This is a genomic window from Pseudomonas sp. (genome assembly GCF_046581935.1).
Taxonomy (GTDB): Bacteria; Pseudomonadota; Gammaproteobacteria; order Pseudomonadales; family Pseudomonadaceae; genus Aquipseudomonas.
Map to the genome: position 1 here is coordinate 95569 of NZ_JAYGFK010000017.1, position 16586 is coordinate 112154.

Annotated in this window: 19 protein-coding genes and 1 pseudogene; 10 read left to right on the plus strand and 10 right to left on the minus strand. The window is 57.2% G+C overall.

The window, feature by feature from the left end; genetic code table 11:
- Positions 1-6 precede the first annotated feature (6 nt).
- On the minus strand, positions 7-1173 hold the full coding sequence (locus tag VCA57_RS15695) for a 1-acyl-sn-glycerol-3-phosphate acyltransferase (RefSeq protein ID WP_411186016.1): 1167 nt from the start codon (positions 1171-1173) through the stop codon (positions 7-9).
- A gap of 127 nt (positions 1174-1300) precedes the next feature.
- Between VCA57_RS15695 and VCA57_RS15700 the strand changes: the two genes are divergently transcribed.
- The 3 genes from VCA57_RS15700 to VCA57_RS15710 all read left to right on the plus strand — a co-directional run bounded on the left by VCA57_RS15700 (position 1301) and on the right by VCA57_RS15710 (position 2476).
- Positions 1301-1483: a CPXCG motif-containing cysteine-rich protein gene (locus VCA57_RS15700; RefSeq protein ID WP_411186017.1), complete on the plus strand. Its 183-nt coding sequence runs from the start codon at positions 1301-1303 to the stop codon at positions 1481-1483.
- Positions 1483-1749 (plus strand): putative signal transducing protein, encoded by a 267-nt coding sequence (locus tag VCA57_RS15705; protein ID WP_411186019.1) that lies wholly within the window; start codon positions 1483-1485, stop codon positions 1747-1749. Before VCA57_RS15700 ends, VCA57_RS15705 begins: the two co-directional genes overlap by 1 nt.
- Before the next feature lie 106 nt (positions 1750-1855).
- Entirely contained in the window at positions 1856-2476 is a 621-nt protein-coding gene (locus VCA57_RS15710) for an SOS response-associated peptidase (protein ID WP_411186020.1), read from the plus strand.
- Between the two features lie 73 nt (positions 2477-2549).
- Here the strand turns inward: VCA57_RS15710 and VCA57_RS15715 are convergent, their stop codons facing one another.
- Both VCA57_RS15715 and VCA57_RS15720 read right to left on the minus strand, forming a co-directional pair.
- The gene (locus tag VCA57_RS15715) at positions 2550-3392 is read right to left on the minus strand and encodes a methyl-accepting chemotaxis protein (protein ID WP_411186104.1); all 843 of its coding nucleotides are present in this window, start codon (positions 3390-3392) and stop codon (positions 2550-2552) included.
- A 12-nt stretch (positions 3393-3404) separates the two neighbouring features.
- Positions 3405-4700: pseudogene (locus VCA57_RS15720) on the minus strand (HAMP domain-containing protein); the annotation flags it as partial.
- 172 nt (positions 4701-4872) lie between these two features.
- Between VCA57_RS15720 and VCA57_RS15725 the strand changes: the two are divergent.
- Positions 4873-5685, plus strand: coding sequence for a M48 family metallopeptidase (locus VCA57_RS15725; protein WP_411186021.1), 813 nt, complete (start codon positions 4873-4875; stop codon positions 5683-5685).
- 62 nt (positions 5686-5747) lie between these two features.
- Here VCA57_RS15725 and VCA57_RS15730 read toward each other — a convergent pair whose 3' ends face one another.
- The 4 genes from VCA57_RS15730 to VCA57_RS15745 form a co-directional block, all read right to left on the minus strand.
- Complete coding sequence (locus VCA57_RS15730) at positions 5748-6191, minus strand: ester cyclase (RefSeq protein ID WP_411186022.1); 444 nt, start codon at positions 6189-6191, stop codon at positions 5748-5750.
- Positions 6192-6294: 103 nt separating this feature from the next.
- Positions 6295-6879 carry a TMEM165/GDT1 family protein gene (locus VCA57_RS15735; RefSeq protein ID WP_411186023.1) on the minus strand — a complete coding sequence of 195 codons (585 nt, stop codon included), beginning with the start codon at positions 6877-6879 and terminating at the stop codon, positions 6295-6297.
- A gap of 245 nt (positions 6880-7124) precedes the next feature.
- Positions 7125-8123, minus strand: coding sequence for a methyltransferase (locus VCA57_RS15740; protein ID WP_411186024.1), 999 nt, complete (start codon positions 8121-8123; stop codon positions 7125-7127).
- A gap of 20 nt (positions 8124-8143) precedes the next feature.
- The gene (locus VCA57_RS15745; protein ID WP_411186025.1) at positions 8144-9112 is read right to left on the minus strand and encodes a 2-hydroxyacid dehydrogenase; all 969 of its coding nucleotides are present in this window, start codon (positions 9110-9112) and stop codon (positions 8144-8146) included.
- 82 nt (positions 9113-9194) lie between these two features.
- On the opposite strand from VCA57_RS15745, the gene VCA57_RS15750 reads away from it, so the two are divergent.
- A complete protein-coding gene (locus VCA57_RS15750) occupies positions 9195-9824 on the plus strand; it encodes a LysE family translocator (RefSeq protein WP_411186026.1) in 630 nt (209 codons plus the stop codon).
- A 114-nt stretch (positions 9825-9938) separates the two neighbouring features.
- On the opposite strand, the gene smpB is transcribed toward VCA57_RS15750, so the two are convergent.
- A complete protein-coding gene (gene smpB, locus VCA57_RS15755; RefSeq protein ID WP_411186027.1) occupies positions 9939-10421 on the minus strand; it encodes an SsrA-binding protein SmpB in 483 nt (160 codons plus the stop codon).
- Between the two features lie 154 nt (positions 10422-10575).
- On the opposite strand from smpB, the gene VCA57_RS15760 reads away from it, so the two are divergent.
- From VCA57_RS15760 to VCA57_RS15770, 3 genes are read left to right on the plus strand one after another with little or no spacing between them, the layout of a single operon-like run.
- The gene (locus tag VCA57_RS15760; protein ID WP_411186028.1) at positions 10576-11979 is read left to right on the plus strand and encodes a sodium-dependent transporter; all 1404 of its coding nucleotides are present in this window, start codon (positions 10576-10578) and stop codon (positions 11977-11979) included.
- A gap of 34 nt (positions 11980-12013) precedes the next feature.
- Complete coding sequence (locus tag VCA57_RS15765; RefSeq protein WP_411186029.1) at positions 12014-12448, plus strand: type II toxin-antitoxin system RatA family toxin; 435 nt, start codon at positions 12014-12016, stop codon at positions 12446-12448.
- Positions 12441-12761, plus strand: a complete 321-nt coding sequence (locus VCA57_RS15770) for an RnfH family protein (protein ID WP_411186030.1) — start codon at positions 12441-12443, stop codon at positions 12759-12761. Before VCA57_RS15765 ends, VCA57_RS15770 begins: the two co-directional genes overlap by 8 nt.
- 62 nt (positions 12762-12823) lie before the next feature.
- Here VCA57_RS15770 and VCA57_RS15775 read toward each other — a convergent pair whose 3' ends face one another.
- Entirely contained in the window at positions 12824-13342 is a 519-nt protein-coding gene (locus VCA57_RS15775) for an outer membrane protein assembly factor BamE (protein ID WP_411186031.1), read from the minus strand.
- A 97-nt stretch (positions 13343-13439) separates the two neighbouring features.
- Between VCA57_RS15775 and fur the strand changes: the two genes are divergently transcribed.
- Positions 13440-13844, plus strand: a complete 405-nt coding sequence (gene fur / locus VCA57_RS15780) for a ferric iron uptake transcriptional regulator (protein ID WP_411186032.1) — start codon at positions 13440-13442, stop codon at positions 13842-13844.
- A gap of 325 nt (positions 13845-14169) precedes the next feature.
- Here fur and recN read toward each other — a convergent pair whose 3' ends face one another.
- Positions 14170-15843, minus strand: a complete 1674-nt coding sequence (gene recN, locus VCA57_RS15785; RefSeq protein WP_411186033.1) for a DNA repair protein RecN — start codon at positions 15841-15843, stop codon at positions 14170-14172.
- A gap of 154 nt (positions 15844-15997) precedes the next feature.
- Here recN and grpE point away from each other — a divergent pair, with 154 nt between their 5' ends.
- Entirely contained in the window at positions 15998-16567 is a 570-nt protein-coding gene (gene grpE, locus VCA57_RS15790) for a nucleotide exchange factor GrpE (RefSeq protein WP_411186034.1), read from the plus strand.
- Positions 16568-16586 lie beyond the last annotated feature (19 nt).

A 16586-nucleotide genomic window follows, 5' to 3' on the forward strand; every position in this document is an offset into this window, starting at 1 on the left:
CATACGTTATAGCGCCAGGCCTGCCTTGATTCGGTACTGATTACGCACCGGGTTGGCATATTGCAGGATCAGATATGGCCGCTGTTCGGCTGGGCAATTGTCCAGTCGACGCTGCCACTCGGTTTGCGCTGTGCGCAACTCTGTGGCGGGGAATAACTCGGATGCGCTAGGTACTGCCAGTTCTGGGTCACGATCAGTCCACATGGCATAGGCGAGATAATGCACAGGGAACAACTGGTAGCCGGTGAGGATCTGTCGGTCCATCTCCGCAGCCAGTAGCTTGCTGTCCGTTAGGTTTTCACTGACAGGCGCGCTGAAGTGCACATGCACGCGGCCTTTATAGCCAGTAATGCCAAGGGCGATGCTTTGGTCATCTTCGCCTGCCGTTTTGGTGTAGCTGCCGCTGCTGGCGCGGATCGACAGTTCGCGGGCTTTAGCCTGGTCGCAGGGGTCGTATTCGTAGCTGATCGACACCGGGGTCAAGCGCAGCGCTTCGATCACTTCAGCGAAGGGTTCGCCCTTTCTGCTCATATGAAACATCTTGAGAATCGCTGAGTCGGTGCGGTCATCACCGTCTTTGGCGCGTCCCTCGGCCTGGGCGATCCAAACCGACTCGCCATCATTGCGGATCGAGTGATTTATATAGGCAGAGAGCAATTGGTAGGCTGCCAGCTTCTCGCGGCGACCGCTGATCGAACGGTGCACGATAAAGCTCTTGTTCAGACGCATCAGGTCGCTGACGAAGGGCTTTTGCAGCAAATTGTCGCCAATCGCGATACGTGGCGTTGGCAGGCCCGCGTGGTACACCGCGTAGTTGACGAACGCCGGGTCCATGACGATATCGCGGTGGTTGGCGAGGAACAAATAAGCCTGGCCCGCTTGCAGGTGTTCGATCCCGGAATAGGTCACGCCATCGGTTGCTTGCTCAATGGTGCGGTCGACATAGCTTTCAATGTTCTTCTGTAACTGTGCCACCGAGCTTACATCGCGGAACTCAAGGCGCAGGCGATAGGCTATAAGTGGTTTAAGTAGCCAGCCAAATGGCGCAGCCAAACGCGGAAAGCGAAACTGGGTAAGGATGTTGAGAAACGCATCGTCCGCCAGCAGGCGTGCTAGAACGGCAGGGACTTCAATATCGGCGTAAGGTCGGATGGCATCAAATTCGCCCATCATGGTCTCTTGTTGTGGTTGGCTGTGGAGATACCCGCTGCGCGGTTCGTCGCGTTCACTAAACTTGTTGCGCAACTGCAGGGCCAGCTATAGACCGGCCATTATACGCCCAAGTCACAAGGAGACAGCGATGCTTGAAAGTCAGGACTATCAGTGTCCCTATTGCGGTGAACAGGTTGAGGCCTTGCTCGATCTTTCTGCAGGGGATCAGCAGTACATCGAAGACTGTTCGGTGTGTTGCCGGCCCATCGTGTTTTCACTACAGACCGATGGCGAGGAGTGGAGCCTAGATGTGCGCGGGGAGAATGACTGATGCAGCGAATTTACGAGCCGCAGGACCTGATGGAAGGTGAGCTGTTGCTGAGCATGTTGGCGAGTGAAGGGATCGACGCTTATCTCACTGGTCGGCATTTGGCTGGGGCGGTGGGGGAGTTGCCGGCCTGCGGGCTGCTTGGTTTGATGGTTGAAGATGCCCAGGCGCACAGCGCACAACAGCTTATCGCTGCGTACAATACCGCGCTGCCCCTGCCTGGTGATGAGCCGGACAGGGATTGCACTCAAGGTACGCTGCTCTGCTGAGGGCCTGTTTCGTTTTGTTGTGCTCCGGCTCAGCTGAGTGAGAAGCAGGCTTTGAAGCGCGGTTTTGCTTTTACTGTTTCTTCTGCAAATGCTATCGAGTTACTTCATGTGTGGACGCTTTGCCCTATTTCGCTGGACGCCGGCTTTCTCGGCAATTCCCGGCTTTCCTTCTGATCAGTTACCGCATTGGAGTATCTCGCCCCATAGCCAGGTGCTGCTGCTGCGTAATGTCGAGGGTGAGCGCCAGTTAGCCCGTGCGCGCTGGGGGCTGACGCCGCCCTGGTTGACCGACCTGACCAAAACCCCTGCGCAGGCGCGCGCAGAAACTTTGGCCGAGCAGCCGATGTTTCGCGAGGCGTTTCGCTTGCGCCGTGGCTTGTTGCCGGCTAATGGCTTTTACGAGTGGCGCGGTTCTGCGCGCAAGCGGCCTTATTGGCTGAGTGGTGATGCGCTACCCATGCTGCATTTTGCTGCCTTGTGGGAGGCTTATCCGGTTGAGGGCTGCGTCTACTTGAGTGTGGCGGTAGTGACTCAGGCGGCGGCCAGTCAGCGTCGTCCGTTGATTCTTAATGAAGCCGCGCAGGCCGCATGGCTGGCTGCGGATACCTCTCCGGCCGATTTACAGGCGTTGCTGGCCAGTCCGCAACCGCAGTTGCGTGAGCGAGTGCTCGCCAATTTGATCAATGACCCGAAGCTGGATGCCCCGGAGTGTTTGACTCCCGCGTAATGGCCAATAGCTTGCGGGATAAAACCAAAAGGCGGAGCGCATAGTGCTCCACCTTTTATGTCGCGTGGTTTATCTAAACCTTGAACTGGTTGATCAGACGGCGTTGCTGTTCTGCCAGTTTGGTCAGTTCGGCACTGGCTTGGCTGGCTTCGTCGGCACCGCCAGCGACCTCATTGGCCACCTGGCCGATATTGCTGACGTTACGGTTGATGTCCTCGGCTACAGCGCTTTGTTCCTCTGCGGCGCTGGCGATTTGCGTGTTCATGTCGTTGATTACTGACACGGCCTGAGTGATCGACGCCAGTGCAGTGGCGGCTTGGCTGGCTTGTTGTACGCTGATTTCGGTCTTGCTGCGGCTGTCCTCCATGACCTTGACCACGTCACGCGTGCCCTGCTGCAGCTGCTGGATCATGGCCTGAATTTCTTCGGTGGCCTTTTGGGTTTTCTGCGCCAAGTTGCGTACTTCGTCGGCTACCACGGCAAATCCACGACCCTGTTCGCCGGCGCGGGCTGCCTCGATGGCGGCATTGAGTGCGAGCAGGTTGGTTTGCTCAGCAATACCGCGGATGGCTACTAGGATGGCGTTGATGTTTTCGCTGTCGGTGGCCAGGGCTTGCACCACAGTTACCGCGCGGCCGATTTCTTGTGCTAGCGCAGTGATCGAGTCAGCGGTGAGCTGAACTGTTTGTTTGCCTTGGTTGGCCGCTTGATCTGCATGGTTGGCGGCTTCGGCTGCGTGGGTAGCATTGCGTGCCACGTCCTGGGCGGTTGCAGTCATTTCGTGCACGGCGGTGGCGACCAATTCGATCTCCGCCATTTGTTTCTGCACACCCTGGTTGGTGCGAATGGCAATGTCGGCCGTGTGCTCGGAGGAATCACTGACTTTCTGTACCGAGCTGACTACCTGGCTGATCATTGCCTGCAGCTTGCTCAAAAAGGTGTTGAAGCCTAGGGCAATCAGACCTAGCTCGTCTGCTCGGTCGGTGGTCAGGCGGCGGGTCAGGTCGCCTTCACCTTTGGCGATGTCGTCGAGCATCACCACCATTTGCTTCAGTGGGCGGGCAATGCCGTAGCCGACGAACCACACCACCAGTAGACCGATCACCGCAATCAGCAAGCCCACTAATGCCATGCCGAAGGTGTCGGCGTCGCCTTGGGAGCGGAGGTCGGCCTGCATGCTATGCAGGTCGGCCATGACGGTGCTGACTGGTAGCGACAACATAAGCACCCAGCGTGCGTCGGTGTCGCCAATGTTGAAGCTCAACAACAATTCGATATGGTTGTTCGCGGGGTCTCCCTGTTTGTCTATGTCGTAGGCTACCTGGCCGGGCTTTAGGGACTTTAGGTTCGCTACTTCGTTGGCATCCAATAGTTCTGTAGCAGGGCTGCCGAGCTTGTCCGGCGCCTGGGTTGAGGCAACCAGCCTGCCGTTGCTGGCGATTAGCGCCATTTCACCTGCGCCGCTATAGAGTTTGCTGTTGGCCTTGAGCAGTAGTTCCTGGATGAAGTTAACTGCCAGATCGGCTCCGGCAATGCCGCGAAATTCACCGTTAACCAGGATCGGTGAGGTAAAAGACGCGAGCATGATCATCTTGCCGCCGACCTCATAGGGGGCCGGATCGATCACGCAGGATCGTTTGCGCTCTTTCGGGCACAGGTAATATTCGCCTTCCCGCACCCCTGTGGGCAGCAGTTTTTCGCTCTCCATAGAGCCGATGGCGTCGATGCCCAGGCTGCCGTCCGCATTACGGAACCACCAGGGAATGAAGCGGCCCGTACCGTCGTAACCATTTTCCTTGGGGCCGGCGTAAACATCGTCATTGGCATCGAAGGCGTTGGGTTCCCAGCCAATGTAGCTGCCCAAGAGTGTGGGGTTCTGTGCTGTGGTTTCATGTACCAGGTTGGTCAGCTCTTCCCGGCTGGCGGACAGTTGTGGGCTGCCATTGCTGTCCTGTATGCCCAGTAGGGCATTGACCCGTGCTAGGTCAGTGGTGATTTGAAGGGGCGACTCAAGCTCGCGCTGGATTTGCAGTACTTGGGCTTGGGCCAGGGCTGTCAGGCGCTGTTCGATAACTTGTTCAAGTAGCGTTTGCGTGCGTTCCTGTACCAGCGCCTGACTTCTATTGCTGGCAAACAATGCATACAGCACTAAAGCGACGACCACCGCGAGAACGCTCGCGCCGGCTAATGCGGCAACGGAAAACTGGATGGACTTGAACTTCATGGGAACTCCGGCAAGAGGTATGTGCCTATCCCAGGCTATCGGCAGGACTTGCTGAAATAGTTAATCTCCTGATGCTGATAAAAGATCGTCTCTGCTTATTCTGCAAGTTCGGTGGTTGCTCGGTTGGGAGGGGCGGCCTAGCATACGAGCCTTGTTCATCGGGAGATTCAGCATGACGAAGTTGTTGCCATTATCCGCGCTGGCTGCGGCCTTGTTGCTGGCAGGATGTCAGGCTGTTAATACCACCAGTGGCGGGGCTGTTGGTGTTGAGCGCAAGCAGTACATGTTCAGCATGCTGTCGAGCCAAGAGGTCAATCAGTCGTATGCGCAGTCTTATCAGCAAACGCTGAGTGAGGCGTCAGGCAAAGGCGTGCTGGATAAGAACAGCAAAAATGCCAAACGCCTGCGTACGATTGCCGATCGTCTGATCAAGCAGGCACCATTGTTTCGCCCGGATTCGGCGCAGTGGCAGTGGGAAGTCAATCTGATTGATAGCCCAGAGCTAAATGCCAACTGCGGGCCGGGTGGCAAGATCATTTTCTATAGCGGGATCATCGAGAAGCTGAAGCTGACCGATGATGAGATCGCCGCGATCATGGGACACGAAATGGCCCACGCCCTGCGTGAGCATGGCCGTGAGGCGATGTCCAAGGCCTATGGCGTTGAAATTGCCAAACAGGGTGCAGGCGCCTTGCTTGGCCTGGGTGCCGACACCATGGAGCTGGCCGATGTGGCCGTGCAGTACGGCATGACTCTGCCGAACAGTCGTGGCAATGAGAATGAGGCTGATCTGATTGGCCTGGAGTTGGCGGCACGCGGCGGTTACAACCCCAATGCGGCTGTCAGCCTGTGGCAGAAGATGGCTGCGGCCAACGAAGGTGCTCCGCCTGAGTTTATGAGCACTCACCCTTCCTCAAGTAGCCGGATCGCCTCCTTGCAGGCTGCCATACCGAAGGTCATGCCGCTTTACGAGCAGGCTCGCTAAGGCGTTATAAACAAAAAAGCCCCGCGAAAATGCGAGGCTTTTTGTGGGCACTGTTTTTGCGATTAGGGCAGGGCCTTGGCGGCAAAGGGTTGGGTGCCCAGCCCGAGTTGTGAACGGAAGCTTTCCATGTCGAATATGGTGCAGATTTCCTTAATCTCGTTAGTGGATGTCAGCGTCCAGAAAGCCATGGCCGAAATGCTCAGCACCTTATCGCTAGGTGGGTAGCCGAGTGCCGGTTTCTGGATGGTGCCGATCAAGGTGCTCCAGCTCACCACTTTATTGCCTTCGGCGATGCATTCTTCAACCACCACCTGCAGGTCCGGCATCGCTAAGCGAATATCCTGCACCATCTGGGCAAAGGCGGCGCTGGATAGTGGGCGGCCAATAAATGAGCTTTTGTAGAGGAAGTCCGGGCTATGCATTTGCTCGGCGAGTGCAGTGCGGCCTTTGTTCCAGGACAGCTCGATATGCTGTCGCACCAGTTTTTTTCGGTCATCCAGCGACATGTACGTTTCCCTGACGGCTGAGTGCAAATTGTTGCGCACTGTAGCAGCCGCCTGAGAGCTCGCGTATTGGCCGATTCGCCAGAGATATGGCGTCAAGTTGACGTTATATTAGTCCGCTCAACTTCAGCGCTTGATACCCTGCGTAGATGGCCAGTGCCGCAAAGGCGCTGGCGGCCAGGCGTCGAATCAAGGTTAGTGGCAGGCGTTCGGCGGCGAAGTTGCCGGCCAGTACCACGGGTACGTTGGCAAGCAGCATGCCTAGGGTCGTACCCATAATCACCAAGATGAAGTGCGGGTATTGCGCGGCGAGCATCACTGTAGCTACTTGGGTTTTGTCGCCCATTTCCGCGAGAAAGAAGGCGATCAGTGTGGTCAGGAACGGGCCGTAGCGCTTGAGTTTGGAGCTTTCGTCGTCATCCAGTTTGTCTGGTATTAGCGTCCACAGGGCTACAGCGACAAAGCTAGCGGCGAGGATCCAGCTTAGCGTGGCATGTGAGAAGAAGCTGGCGACCCAGTTGCCAACCGCGCCGGCGGCGAAATGGTTGGCTAACGTGGCGACCACGATGCCGCAGATGATCGGCCATGGCTTGCGAAAGCGTGCCGCCAGGAGGAGGGCAAGCAGCTGCGTTTTATCGCCGATTTCAGCAAGCGCAACGATAAAGGTTGGGACAAATAGGGATTCGAGCATCAGGCTTTCCTAAAGGGGCGGGTCGACATGGCTATGACACGTACAGCCTTCCCGCCCCGGGTAAGGTGTGCGTGTCATAGGTCTTGTCAAACCGCAGGCTCCTCTTAGAGGGCCTTGGGTCGCACGCGCCATGCTCTGTTGAGCAAGTATGTTGACGTGTGCCGGGCGAGCTGGCGCTCGCGGGAGACTACTCCCCTAGGACGCGCGCATTTTGCCCGCGCGTCTACGATAGGGCAAGTACCGCTTCAGTCTTTTATGGCGCGGTAGATGCAAAAGCCCTTGGCGTCAGCCAGGGTTTGGCAGGGGCCAAGATGCTGTTCGATCAGGGGTGGGTATTTGAGGAAGTTGTTGGCCACCAGGCGTAGTTCGCCTTTGCTTGTCAGGTGTTGGCGGGCCTGGCGCAGCAAGTGCTCAGTGGCTTGATAATGGGTGTGAACGCCTTGGTGGAAGGGCGGGTTGCTGAGGATTGCGCTGAGTCCGTTAGGGGCGGCATCAATCCCGTCACCACTAATGACGTTGGCCTGCAGGTCATTGGCGGCCAGCGTCAGGCGGCTGCTTTCTACGGCAAAAGCATCCACGTCGAGAAGTGTTATCTGGTTATCTGGGTAGCGTCGCTTCAGTGCAGCACCAAGTACGCCAGCACCGCAGCCAAAGTCGAGAATATGCCCGCTCGGCAAATCGTTGAGGTGCTCAAGCAGCAGGGCACTGCCGACGTCAAGGCGGCCATGGCTGAACACGCCAGGCAGGCTGAGTACCGTCAGCGGGCCATCGGGCAGGTTCAGTTCGTAGCGCCGTGCCAGGCTGTGCAAGTCCGGCGTGACTGGTGTGTGCTCCACGCGCACCTGCCAGAGTTGGCAGTGGCGGGCGCTGTCGAGCTTACGTGCCTGGCCGAAGCTAGCCAGCTGTTTGGCGGCGCGCTCAATGCCGGCGCGTTTCTCACCGACCAGGAACAGTTCGCGACCAGCCAGGCGCGCGGCCAATACCGTGAGCAGGTACTCGGTCAGCTCGCGAGATTTCGGCAGAAAGACCACGGCAGCATGAGCGTCACGCTCGCTGGGTTGGGTGCCGAAGTGGTTGCGCTTGCTGAAGCGCGCTTCTAGCAGGGCGTACTCCCCTGCATGCCAGCTCCAGCCATGAGCATTGGGGAAGTGGCTGAGTAAGTCATCAGCCGGTAAGCCGGCAAATAGTAGCGGGCCGTTAAATAGTTCGGCCTGGCGCAATAGGACTTCGCTTCGCGGGTCCATAGGTACTCCTTGATCAGACCCTAGTTAACAACGCGTACGGCGGCGTTGCTAAAAAATGCCGAGGCATTCTCCTGTAACTGGCCGACGATGCGCTGCCGGGCTTCGCGGCTACCCCAGGCACTGTGCGGGGTGATGATCAGTCGGGGAATATCGGCGGCGAGCAGCGGGTTACCATCCTTTGGCGGCTCGTGGGTCAGCACGTCGGTTGCGGCACCACCCAGCTTGCCTGCGCGCAGGGCATCGGCCAACGCTTGCTCGTTGATCAAACCACCGCGGGCGGTATTTATCAGCAAGGCCGAGGGTTTCATTAGGTCGAGTTCGCGGGCGCCGATAAGGTTCAGCGTGTCGCTGTTGAGTGGGCAGTGCAGAGAGAGCGCGTCCACTTGTGGCAGCAGCTCATCCAGTGGCAAGCGGTCCGCACGCGGCGGTCTGCCAGGTAGTTGGCCAAGCACTACACGCATGCCAAAGGCTTCTGCCAGTCGCGCCACTGCGCTGCCTAATTCACCATTGCCGAGCAGGCCAAGGGTCTTGCCATGTAGTTCGATGATCGGGTGATCAAGCAGGCAGAACTGTTGCGCCTGTTGCCAAAGGCCCGCGCGTATATCTTTTTGGTAGTCAGGCAGGCGGGTGGCCAGTGCGAGTAGCAGCATCAGGGTGTGTTGCGCCACTGACGGCGTGCCGTAGCCCTGGCAGTTGCACACATTGATGCCATGCGCACGCGCGGCCGCTAGATCAATTGGGTTGGTGCCGGTGGCCGCCACTAGAACCAGTTCCAACTCTGGGCATGCGGCGAAGATGGCGGCGTTGAGCGGTACCTTGTTGCTGATTGCAACCTGTGCGCCCTGTAGGCGTTCGATGATCTGTGCTTCGCCGCTGCTGTGAGGGTACAGCTGGAGGTCGGAGAAGCAGGCGTTCAGGCTGGATAAATCAAGGTCGCCTAGGTCGAGCGAACTATGGTCGAGAAAGACTGCGCGGAGACTGTTACTCATCAGCTGTATCTATCCTGCTGGTTTTGGCGGGTAGTAAGGTGGCGAGACTAACAGAATTATTTTGTTGTCGCGGAGCTGCCCCATGTACTGGACTGAGTTTTTAGCTGTGGCCCTGATCCATTTGCTGGCGGTGGCCAGCCCAGGGCCGGACTTTGCGATTGTGGTGCGTGAAAGCGTGGCTAATGGTCGACGCGCAGGGGTATTCAGCGCGATAGGTGTGGGTTGCGGGATATTTATCCACGTGGCGTATTCGCTGCTTGGGATTGGTCTTATCGTGTCGCAGTCGATTGTGCTGTTTAACGCCTTGAAGTGGCTGGCGGCAGCCTATCTGCTGTACATCGGCATCAGGGCGCTGCGTGCCAAGCCGGCCAGCCCGAGCGACGCAGAGTTAAGCCTGAGCCAGGCGGTGCGTTCACCGCGCGCGGCTTTTGTGGCGGGTTTTGTGACCAACGGGCTTAACCCCAAGGCTACGCTGTTCTTCCTATCGCTGTTTACCGTGGTAATTAATCCACATACGCCGCTGCTGGTGCAGGCGGGCTACGGGGTTTATTTGGCGGCGGCCACGACGCTGTGGTTCTGCATGGTCGCGCAACTGTTCAGTCATCAGCGCGTGCGTGCTGGCTTTGCGCGTTTGGGGCATTGGTTTGATCGGTTGATGGGGGCTGTGTTGGTGGGGTTAGGCGTTAAGCTCGCGTTCAGTGAGTTGCGTTAAGCGCGTATCCAGCATCTGTTATCGCGCCCGCCTTGTTGTATTTAAAGCAGGCTCTAGTGGTTTAAACGAAAACGCCCCGCATAAGCGGGGCGTTTTCTGTTGTGCAGAACTGATTTATTCGTCCTTGCCTTTGCTGCGCATGGCGCGTTGAACTTCGCGGTCGGCGTCACGCTCTTTCTCTGTGTGGCGCTTGTCGAAATCCTTCTTACCCTTGGCTAGGGCAATCTCGCATTTGATTAGGTGCGCTTTCCAGTACAGCGACATGGCGACGCAGGCATAGCCTTTCTGCTGTACCGCGCCGAACAGCTTGTCCAGTTCGCGTTTGTTCAGCAGTAGCTTGCGTGTGCGTATCGGGTCCGCAATCACGTGGGTGCTGGCGGTTTTCAGGGGGGTGATGTGGCAGCCCATCAGCCAGGCTTCGTCGTTTTTGAGCAGCACATAGCTGTCGACCAACTGAGCCTTGCCGGCGCGCAAGCTTTTCACCTCCCAGCCGGACAGGACAACGCCCGCCTCAAATCTGGATTCGACGAAATAGTCATGCATCGCCTTTTTGTTTTGCGCGATGGTGCCTTGTGGGTGTTTCTTTTGTTTAGCCATAGGGCGCGCATTATAGGGAGTCACTGGCGCGCGCGCTATGTGTGCGGCAAGACAAAAGCACTATGCGAGCGCGGTGGCGTCGGCTGTGCTTGAGCCGCCCTGGCGAATCCCCGACAATGCGCGATCTTTTATGGGTATGGCGGACTAGCCGAACATGGCGAACGACAAGGTTTCGATCCACGGTGCTTGGGCCAGTCGCTGGGTGTTTATTTTGGCTGCGACTGGCTCGGCAGTCGGCTTGGGTAATATCTGGAAGTTTCCCTACATGACCGGCATGTACGGCGGCGGTGCTTTCGTCATGATGTACCTGGTGTGCATCTTTCTGGTCGGGCTACCGATCATGTTGGCCGAAACCCTGATCGGCCGTCGTGGGCGGCAGAGCCCAGTGAACACCCTCAAGGCGCTGGCGATTGAGTCGGGGGCCTCGCCTAAATGGTCCTGGGCGGCACTGGCGGGGATGATTGCCGCGCTGTTGATCCTGTCTTTTTACAGCGTGGTAGCCGGCTGGTCGCTCGATTACATCATCAGCATGGGGCGCGGACAGTTTGCCGGTGTCAGTGCTGACGGTGCTGGCGCAGCATTTGGCGCATTGACCGCTGATCCATGGCGGCTGACGCTGTGGCATACGCTATTTATGCTGTTGACTGGTTTTGTCATTGCTCGCGGCGTAGTAGCGGGCCTTGAGCGCAGCTTGCGCATCATGATGCCGTTGTTGTTCGTGTTGCTGCTGGTGCTGTTGGGGTACAGCATGACCACCGGGCATTTTATGGAAGGGGTTCACTTTCTCTTCAACTTTCAGCCGGATCGGGTTCTAGGTGGCTTGCTTGCTGCTATGGGGCATGCCTTCTTTACCTTAAGCGTCGGCGTTGGCTCGATCATGGTGTATGGCTCATACATGCCGAAAAACGCCTCGATTGGTAGCACAGTTCTCGCCGTGGGCATTCTTGATACCTTGGTAGCACTCACGGCCGGTATGGCACTGTTTCCCATCGTCTTTGCGGGTGGTTTGGAGCCCGGTGCTGGGCCTGGGCTGATGTTTGTGACCTTGCCTGTGGCGTTTGGCAATATTGCGTTTGGCCAAATTATGGGCACGCTGTTCTTTGTTCTGGTGCTAATCGCCGCCTGGACGTCTTCTATATCCATGCTTGAACCTGCCGTGGCTTATCTGGTCGAGCGCAGCAAGCGCAGCCGGGTTCTGGTCACCAGTGTGCTGGCGTTCTTGTGCTGGGTTGTCGGGATGGGCACTGTGCTGTCCTTCAACTTGGGTGCAGAGGCTAAGTTCTTCGTCTTCGGCGAGGATGGCTTTCATCTCTTCCAGTGGGGGGCTGAGGGCGGGCGGAATTTCTTCGACAGCATTGATTATCTGACTAGTCGCATTCTGCTGCCTTTTGGTGGTCTGGCCTTTGCCATCTTTGCTGGGTGGGTGCTTAAGCGTGAGGCGGTGCGTGAAGAGTTGGCGTTGAAAAGCCCGTTGATGTTTAACCTGGTGTACTGGTTGATTCGTGTCGTTGCGCCAATTGGGGTGCTAATCGTGTTTGTCGCAGAGTTAAGCAAATGATTGTCGCCCTCCGAGCTATAGAAGTGATTGCGTTATGAGTACTCATATTCAGCGTTCGGCGCTGCTGCCTTATCCAGCCCGGGCGCTGTTTGATTTGGTCAATGATGTCGCCAGTTACCCACGGTTCCTCCCCTGGTGTTCGTCCAGTGAAGTGCTTGAAGCTAGCGATACGCATATGCGTGCCAGTCTGGCGGTGGCCAAAGGTGGGCTAAGCCAGCGCTTTGTCACGGCCAATACTCTCGTGCTGGGAGAGTCGATCAAGTTGAACCTAGTCGAGGGGCCGTTTACCCAGCTGTATGGTCATTGGGAGTTCAAGGCGTTAGGGGACAAAGCCTGCAAGATCAGTTTGGACTTAACCTTCGATTACGCCGGGCCGCTTGTGCGTGCAACGCTGGGGCCGTTGTTCAATCAGGCAGCCAATACGTTGGTCGATGCGTTCTGTCAGAGGGCCAAGCAACTCTATGGATAAGCCGAATATCGTGGTCGAGGTGGTGTATGCCTTGGCCGACAAGCAGAAACTGCTGCGCCTGAGCTTGTCTCACGGCACCACGGTGCGTCAGGCAGCATTGCAGTCGGGTATGCAGGCGCACTTTCCAGAGCTGGATTTGCAAAACAGCCCGCTCGGTATTTTTGGCAAGGCGGTCAGTAAGCCCGATGAAAGACTGCTAGAAGATGGTGAGCGAGTAGAGATATATCGACCGTTAATCGCTGACCCGAAAGAAGTGCGCAAGCAGCGCGCGGCGAAGGTAGCGCAAGCTCGGGCGGAGGATGTTGGGAGTTAAGTGCGGCTAAGTAGTAGCTATAAAAAAGCCCGGGGATGACCGGGCTTTTTTATAATCAAATATTACTGCGGGGTGCTTTCCAGCGGTTCTGGAGTAGGCACTGGCACGACTTTTACATCGTCCACTTCGCGTTGGATTTGTTCGAGCAGCGAGCCTGGTGCCGGTTTTTCTTCGGCTTTTGGTTGCTGAGTGGTTTGCGGAGTCGTTACGCCACTGTCTTCACCCAGAATGGCCTGGTCGCGGCTGACACCTGGCATGAAGTCCCCAGACAGGCTCACCAGTTGGTCGTCTGCGCTGAAGTTGACGCTAACACGCTCCTGCAGGCGCTGGCCGCCACCTGGCTGAATGCTATAGAGGTAGTCCCAGCGATTGGCGTGAAAGGTGTCAGTGAGCAGCGGGTTACCCATGATAAACCGTACTTGTTTGCGGGTCATTCCTGGCCGCAACTGGTCTATCATGTCCTGCGTAACGACATTGCCTTGTTGAATGTCGATTTTATAAACCCCGGGGAATGAACAACCGGCGAGTGCGAGTAGCCCGGTAAGGGAGAGGCTGGTCAGCAGGAGTTTAGTCTTTTGCATCGGTGGGCGACTTCCACTATCTTGGCTTGGCAACATAAACCCGGATCATACCCGTAATAAAGGAAGCTGCGAAGCCGCTTCCGTGAGAAAGCAGACCATGGTTGAAAATAGCGAACTACGCAAGGTTGGCCTGAAAGTGACCCTGCCACGGGTCAAGATACTGCAAATGCTCGATTCGGCCGGTCAGCGCCACATGAGCGCAGAAGACGTTTACAAGTCTTTGATGGAGGCGGGCGACGACGTTGGTCTGGCCACTGTATACCGTGTTCTCACGCAGTTTGAGGCGGCGGGTCTGGTGGTGCGCCACAACTTTGATGGCGGCCATGCGGTGTTTGAGTTGGCAGATAGCGGCCATCACGACCACATGGTGTGTGTCGACTCGGGTGAGGTGATTGAGTTCTTCGATGCCGAAATCGAAAAGCGCCAGAAAGAAATCGTTAAAGAACACGGTTTCGAGCTGGTTGATCATAATCTTGTGCTGTATGTGCGCAAGAAAAGCTGATTGATGGATAGGGTCTGCTCCCGCTTCATTCGCGAACCGCGTTGCTGCGCAAAATCTCGCCAGGCTAGGCGTGGGACGCAGGGAATGGTGTTCCCTTGCCAAGTCCCACAACAACGCATGGCGAGATTTTGCGCGCAACCCGGAGGGACGGGCCTGTTTTAGCGCGATGCTGCGTTTCTCGACAGCTCATTTGGGCGACCAAACTTCGCGTCTCGTGCCTTGCCTCGCGCTAAAACAGGTTTCGGTGCGGTCGTGAATGAAGTGGGAGCAGACCCTTAGACAAAGGCGACCTTCGGGTCGCCTTTGTGCTTATACGCTGAATAAATCAGGCTTGTGCGCTGCCGACCATCTGCCGTGCGTGGGCCAGCGATTCTTCCGTGAGGTCAACGCCGCCGAGCATACGGGCGATTTCCTCGACCCGCTGCGTGGGGCTCAGTTTACTTACGGCGGTGCGCGTGGCGTCGCTTTCGCGCACTTTGTGTACGAATAGATGCTGATGCCCTTGCGAGGCTACTTGCGGCAGGTGGGTTACGGTCAGCACTTGGCCGCGTTCGCCAAGGCGGCGCAATAGTTGTCCTACCACTTCGGCGGTTGGCCCACCAATGCCAACGTCTACTTCGTCGAACACCAGAGTTGGTACTCGCGACGTTTGTGCGGTGATCACCTGGATAGCCAGGCTGATGCGTGACAGCTCACCGCCCGAGGCTACTTTGGCTAGGGCTTTCAGGGGTTGGCCGGGGTTGGCGCTGACAAGAAATTCCAGCTGTTCCACGCCGTTAGGGTGGGGTTCGTTGCTGCTGTTGGCTGTCAATTTGATGGTGAAGCGCCCGCCAGGCATGCCTAGGGTCTGCATTTCCTGTTCGACTGCACTGGCCAGTTTGCTGGCTGCGTTGTTGCGCAAGGTACTGAGTTCCGCAGCTTTTTCTTGGTAATGCCGCTCGAAGGCGGTCAGCTCTTCAGTCAGGCGCTCGGCGGCCTGATCTTCGGCGTTCAGGCTTTCCAGTTCTTCGAATAGTTGCTGCTGCATGGCGCCCAGTTCATTGGGCTGGATGCGGTGCTTGCGGGCTAGGGTGTAGATCGCGTCTAGCCGTTCTTCCATATGCTGTAGTCGCTCAGGATCGGCCTCGAAGTGGTCGAGGAAGCGATTGAGCTCGCCGACCGCTTCTTCGACCTGAATTTGGGCGCTGGCTAGCAGGTCGGTGGCTTCGCTTAATGCACCTGGTTGGCCTTGGAAGGCGCCGAGACGATTGAGGCTGTTGGTCAGCGCGGAAAGCACATTGCCGGCATCGTTTTCGCTGCATTGCTCAATCACCAGGCGGCAGGCGCTTAGCAGGCTTTCGGCATTGGTCAGGTTCTTATGTTCCTGCTCCAGCTGTTCGAGTTCGTTCTCGCCAAGGGCCAGGTTGTCGAGCTCTTCCAACTGGTAGCTAAGCAGTTGATGGCGAGCGCGCTGTTCGTCACCCAGGCTGGAAACGCGCTCCAATTCATTGCGCGTTTGTTTCCAGCGTTGTGCGGCCAGCTGAACCTGTCGCGCCAGTTCCTGGCTGCCGGCGTATTCATCGAGCAGGCGGCGATGGGTGTCGGCTTTGAGCAGGGATTGGTGCTCATGCTGGTTGTGGATGTCGATTAACAGTTCGCCGAGGGCTTTTAGGTCGCCCTGCGGGCAGGGTGAGCCGTTGATGTAGCCACGCGAGCGGCCCTCTGCGGTAATCACTCGGCGCAGTATGCATGGGCCGTCATTGTCCAGGTCGCGTTCGGCGAGCCAGGCGCGAGCCTCCGGAATGTCATGCAGGTCGAAGCTGGCGAGGATGTCTGCTTTGTCAGCGCCCGGGCGAACCACGCCACTGTCCGCGCGGTCACCCAGAGTCAGGCCGAGGGCGTCGAGCATGATCGATTTGCCCGCACCTGTTTCTCCGCTGATCACGCTCATGCCGGCGTCCAGCTCTAGATCAAGATGTTCAACGATGGCGTAGTTATGTACGGACAGGTGCACCAGCATTGCGAGGCCTCCCAAGTTCATGTCTGGTTATTTATACAGTGTTTTTTTGTGGGCTGACAATCCGTCTGTTGTCCTTGAAAGCATATTTTTTGCCCCCATATAACGCTCAGGCAGGTGAGTTGAGGCTCACGTCGAATTTCAAAAGGAGAGACGCATGGCTGACGAACAGACCCTGGATACGCAGAATCCCGATGCACAAACAGCTGCTGAAGTAGCTGCGGGTGATGATTTGGTTGCTCGCGTGCAAGCGCTGGAAGAGCAACTAGTCACTGCGCAGGATCAGTCACTGCGCATGGCCGCCGACCTACAGAATGTGCGCCGTCGGGCCGAGCAAGATGTAGAGAAGGCGCACAAATTTGCTCTGGAGAAGTTTGCCAACGACTTGTTGCCGGTGGTGGACAGTCTGGAGCGTGGCCTTGAGTTGTCGAATCCTGATGATGAGGCAATCAAGGCCGTTCGTGAGGGTATGGAGCTGACGCTCAAGTTGTTCCACGACACTCTCAAGCGTTTCCAGTTGGAAGCGTTGGATCCGCATGGTGCGCCGTTCAATCCTGAGCATCACCAGGCTATGGCGATGCAGGAGAGCGCCAGTGTGGAACCTAACAGTGTGCTCAAGGTGTTCCAGAAGGGTTACATGCTCAATGGTCGTTTGTTGCGCCCTGCCATGGTGGTGGTCAGCAAAGCGCCAGCCGAAGCGCCGCCATCGATTGATGAGCAGGCTTGAAATTCGTCTGGCAGCCCCC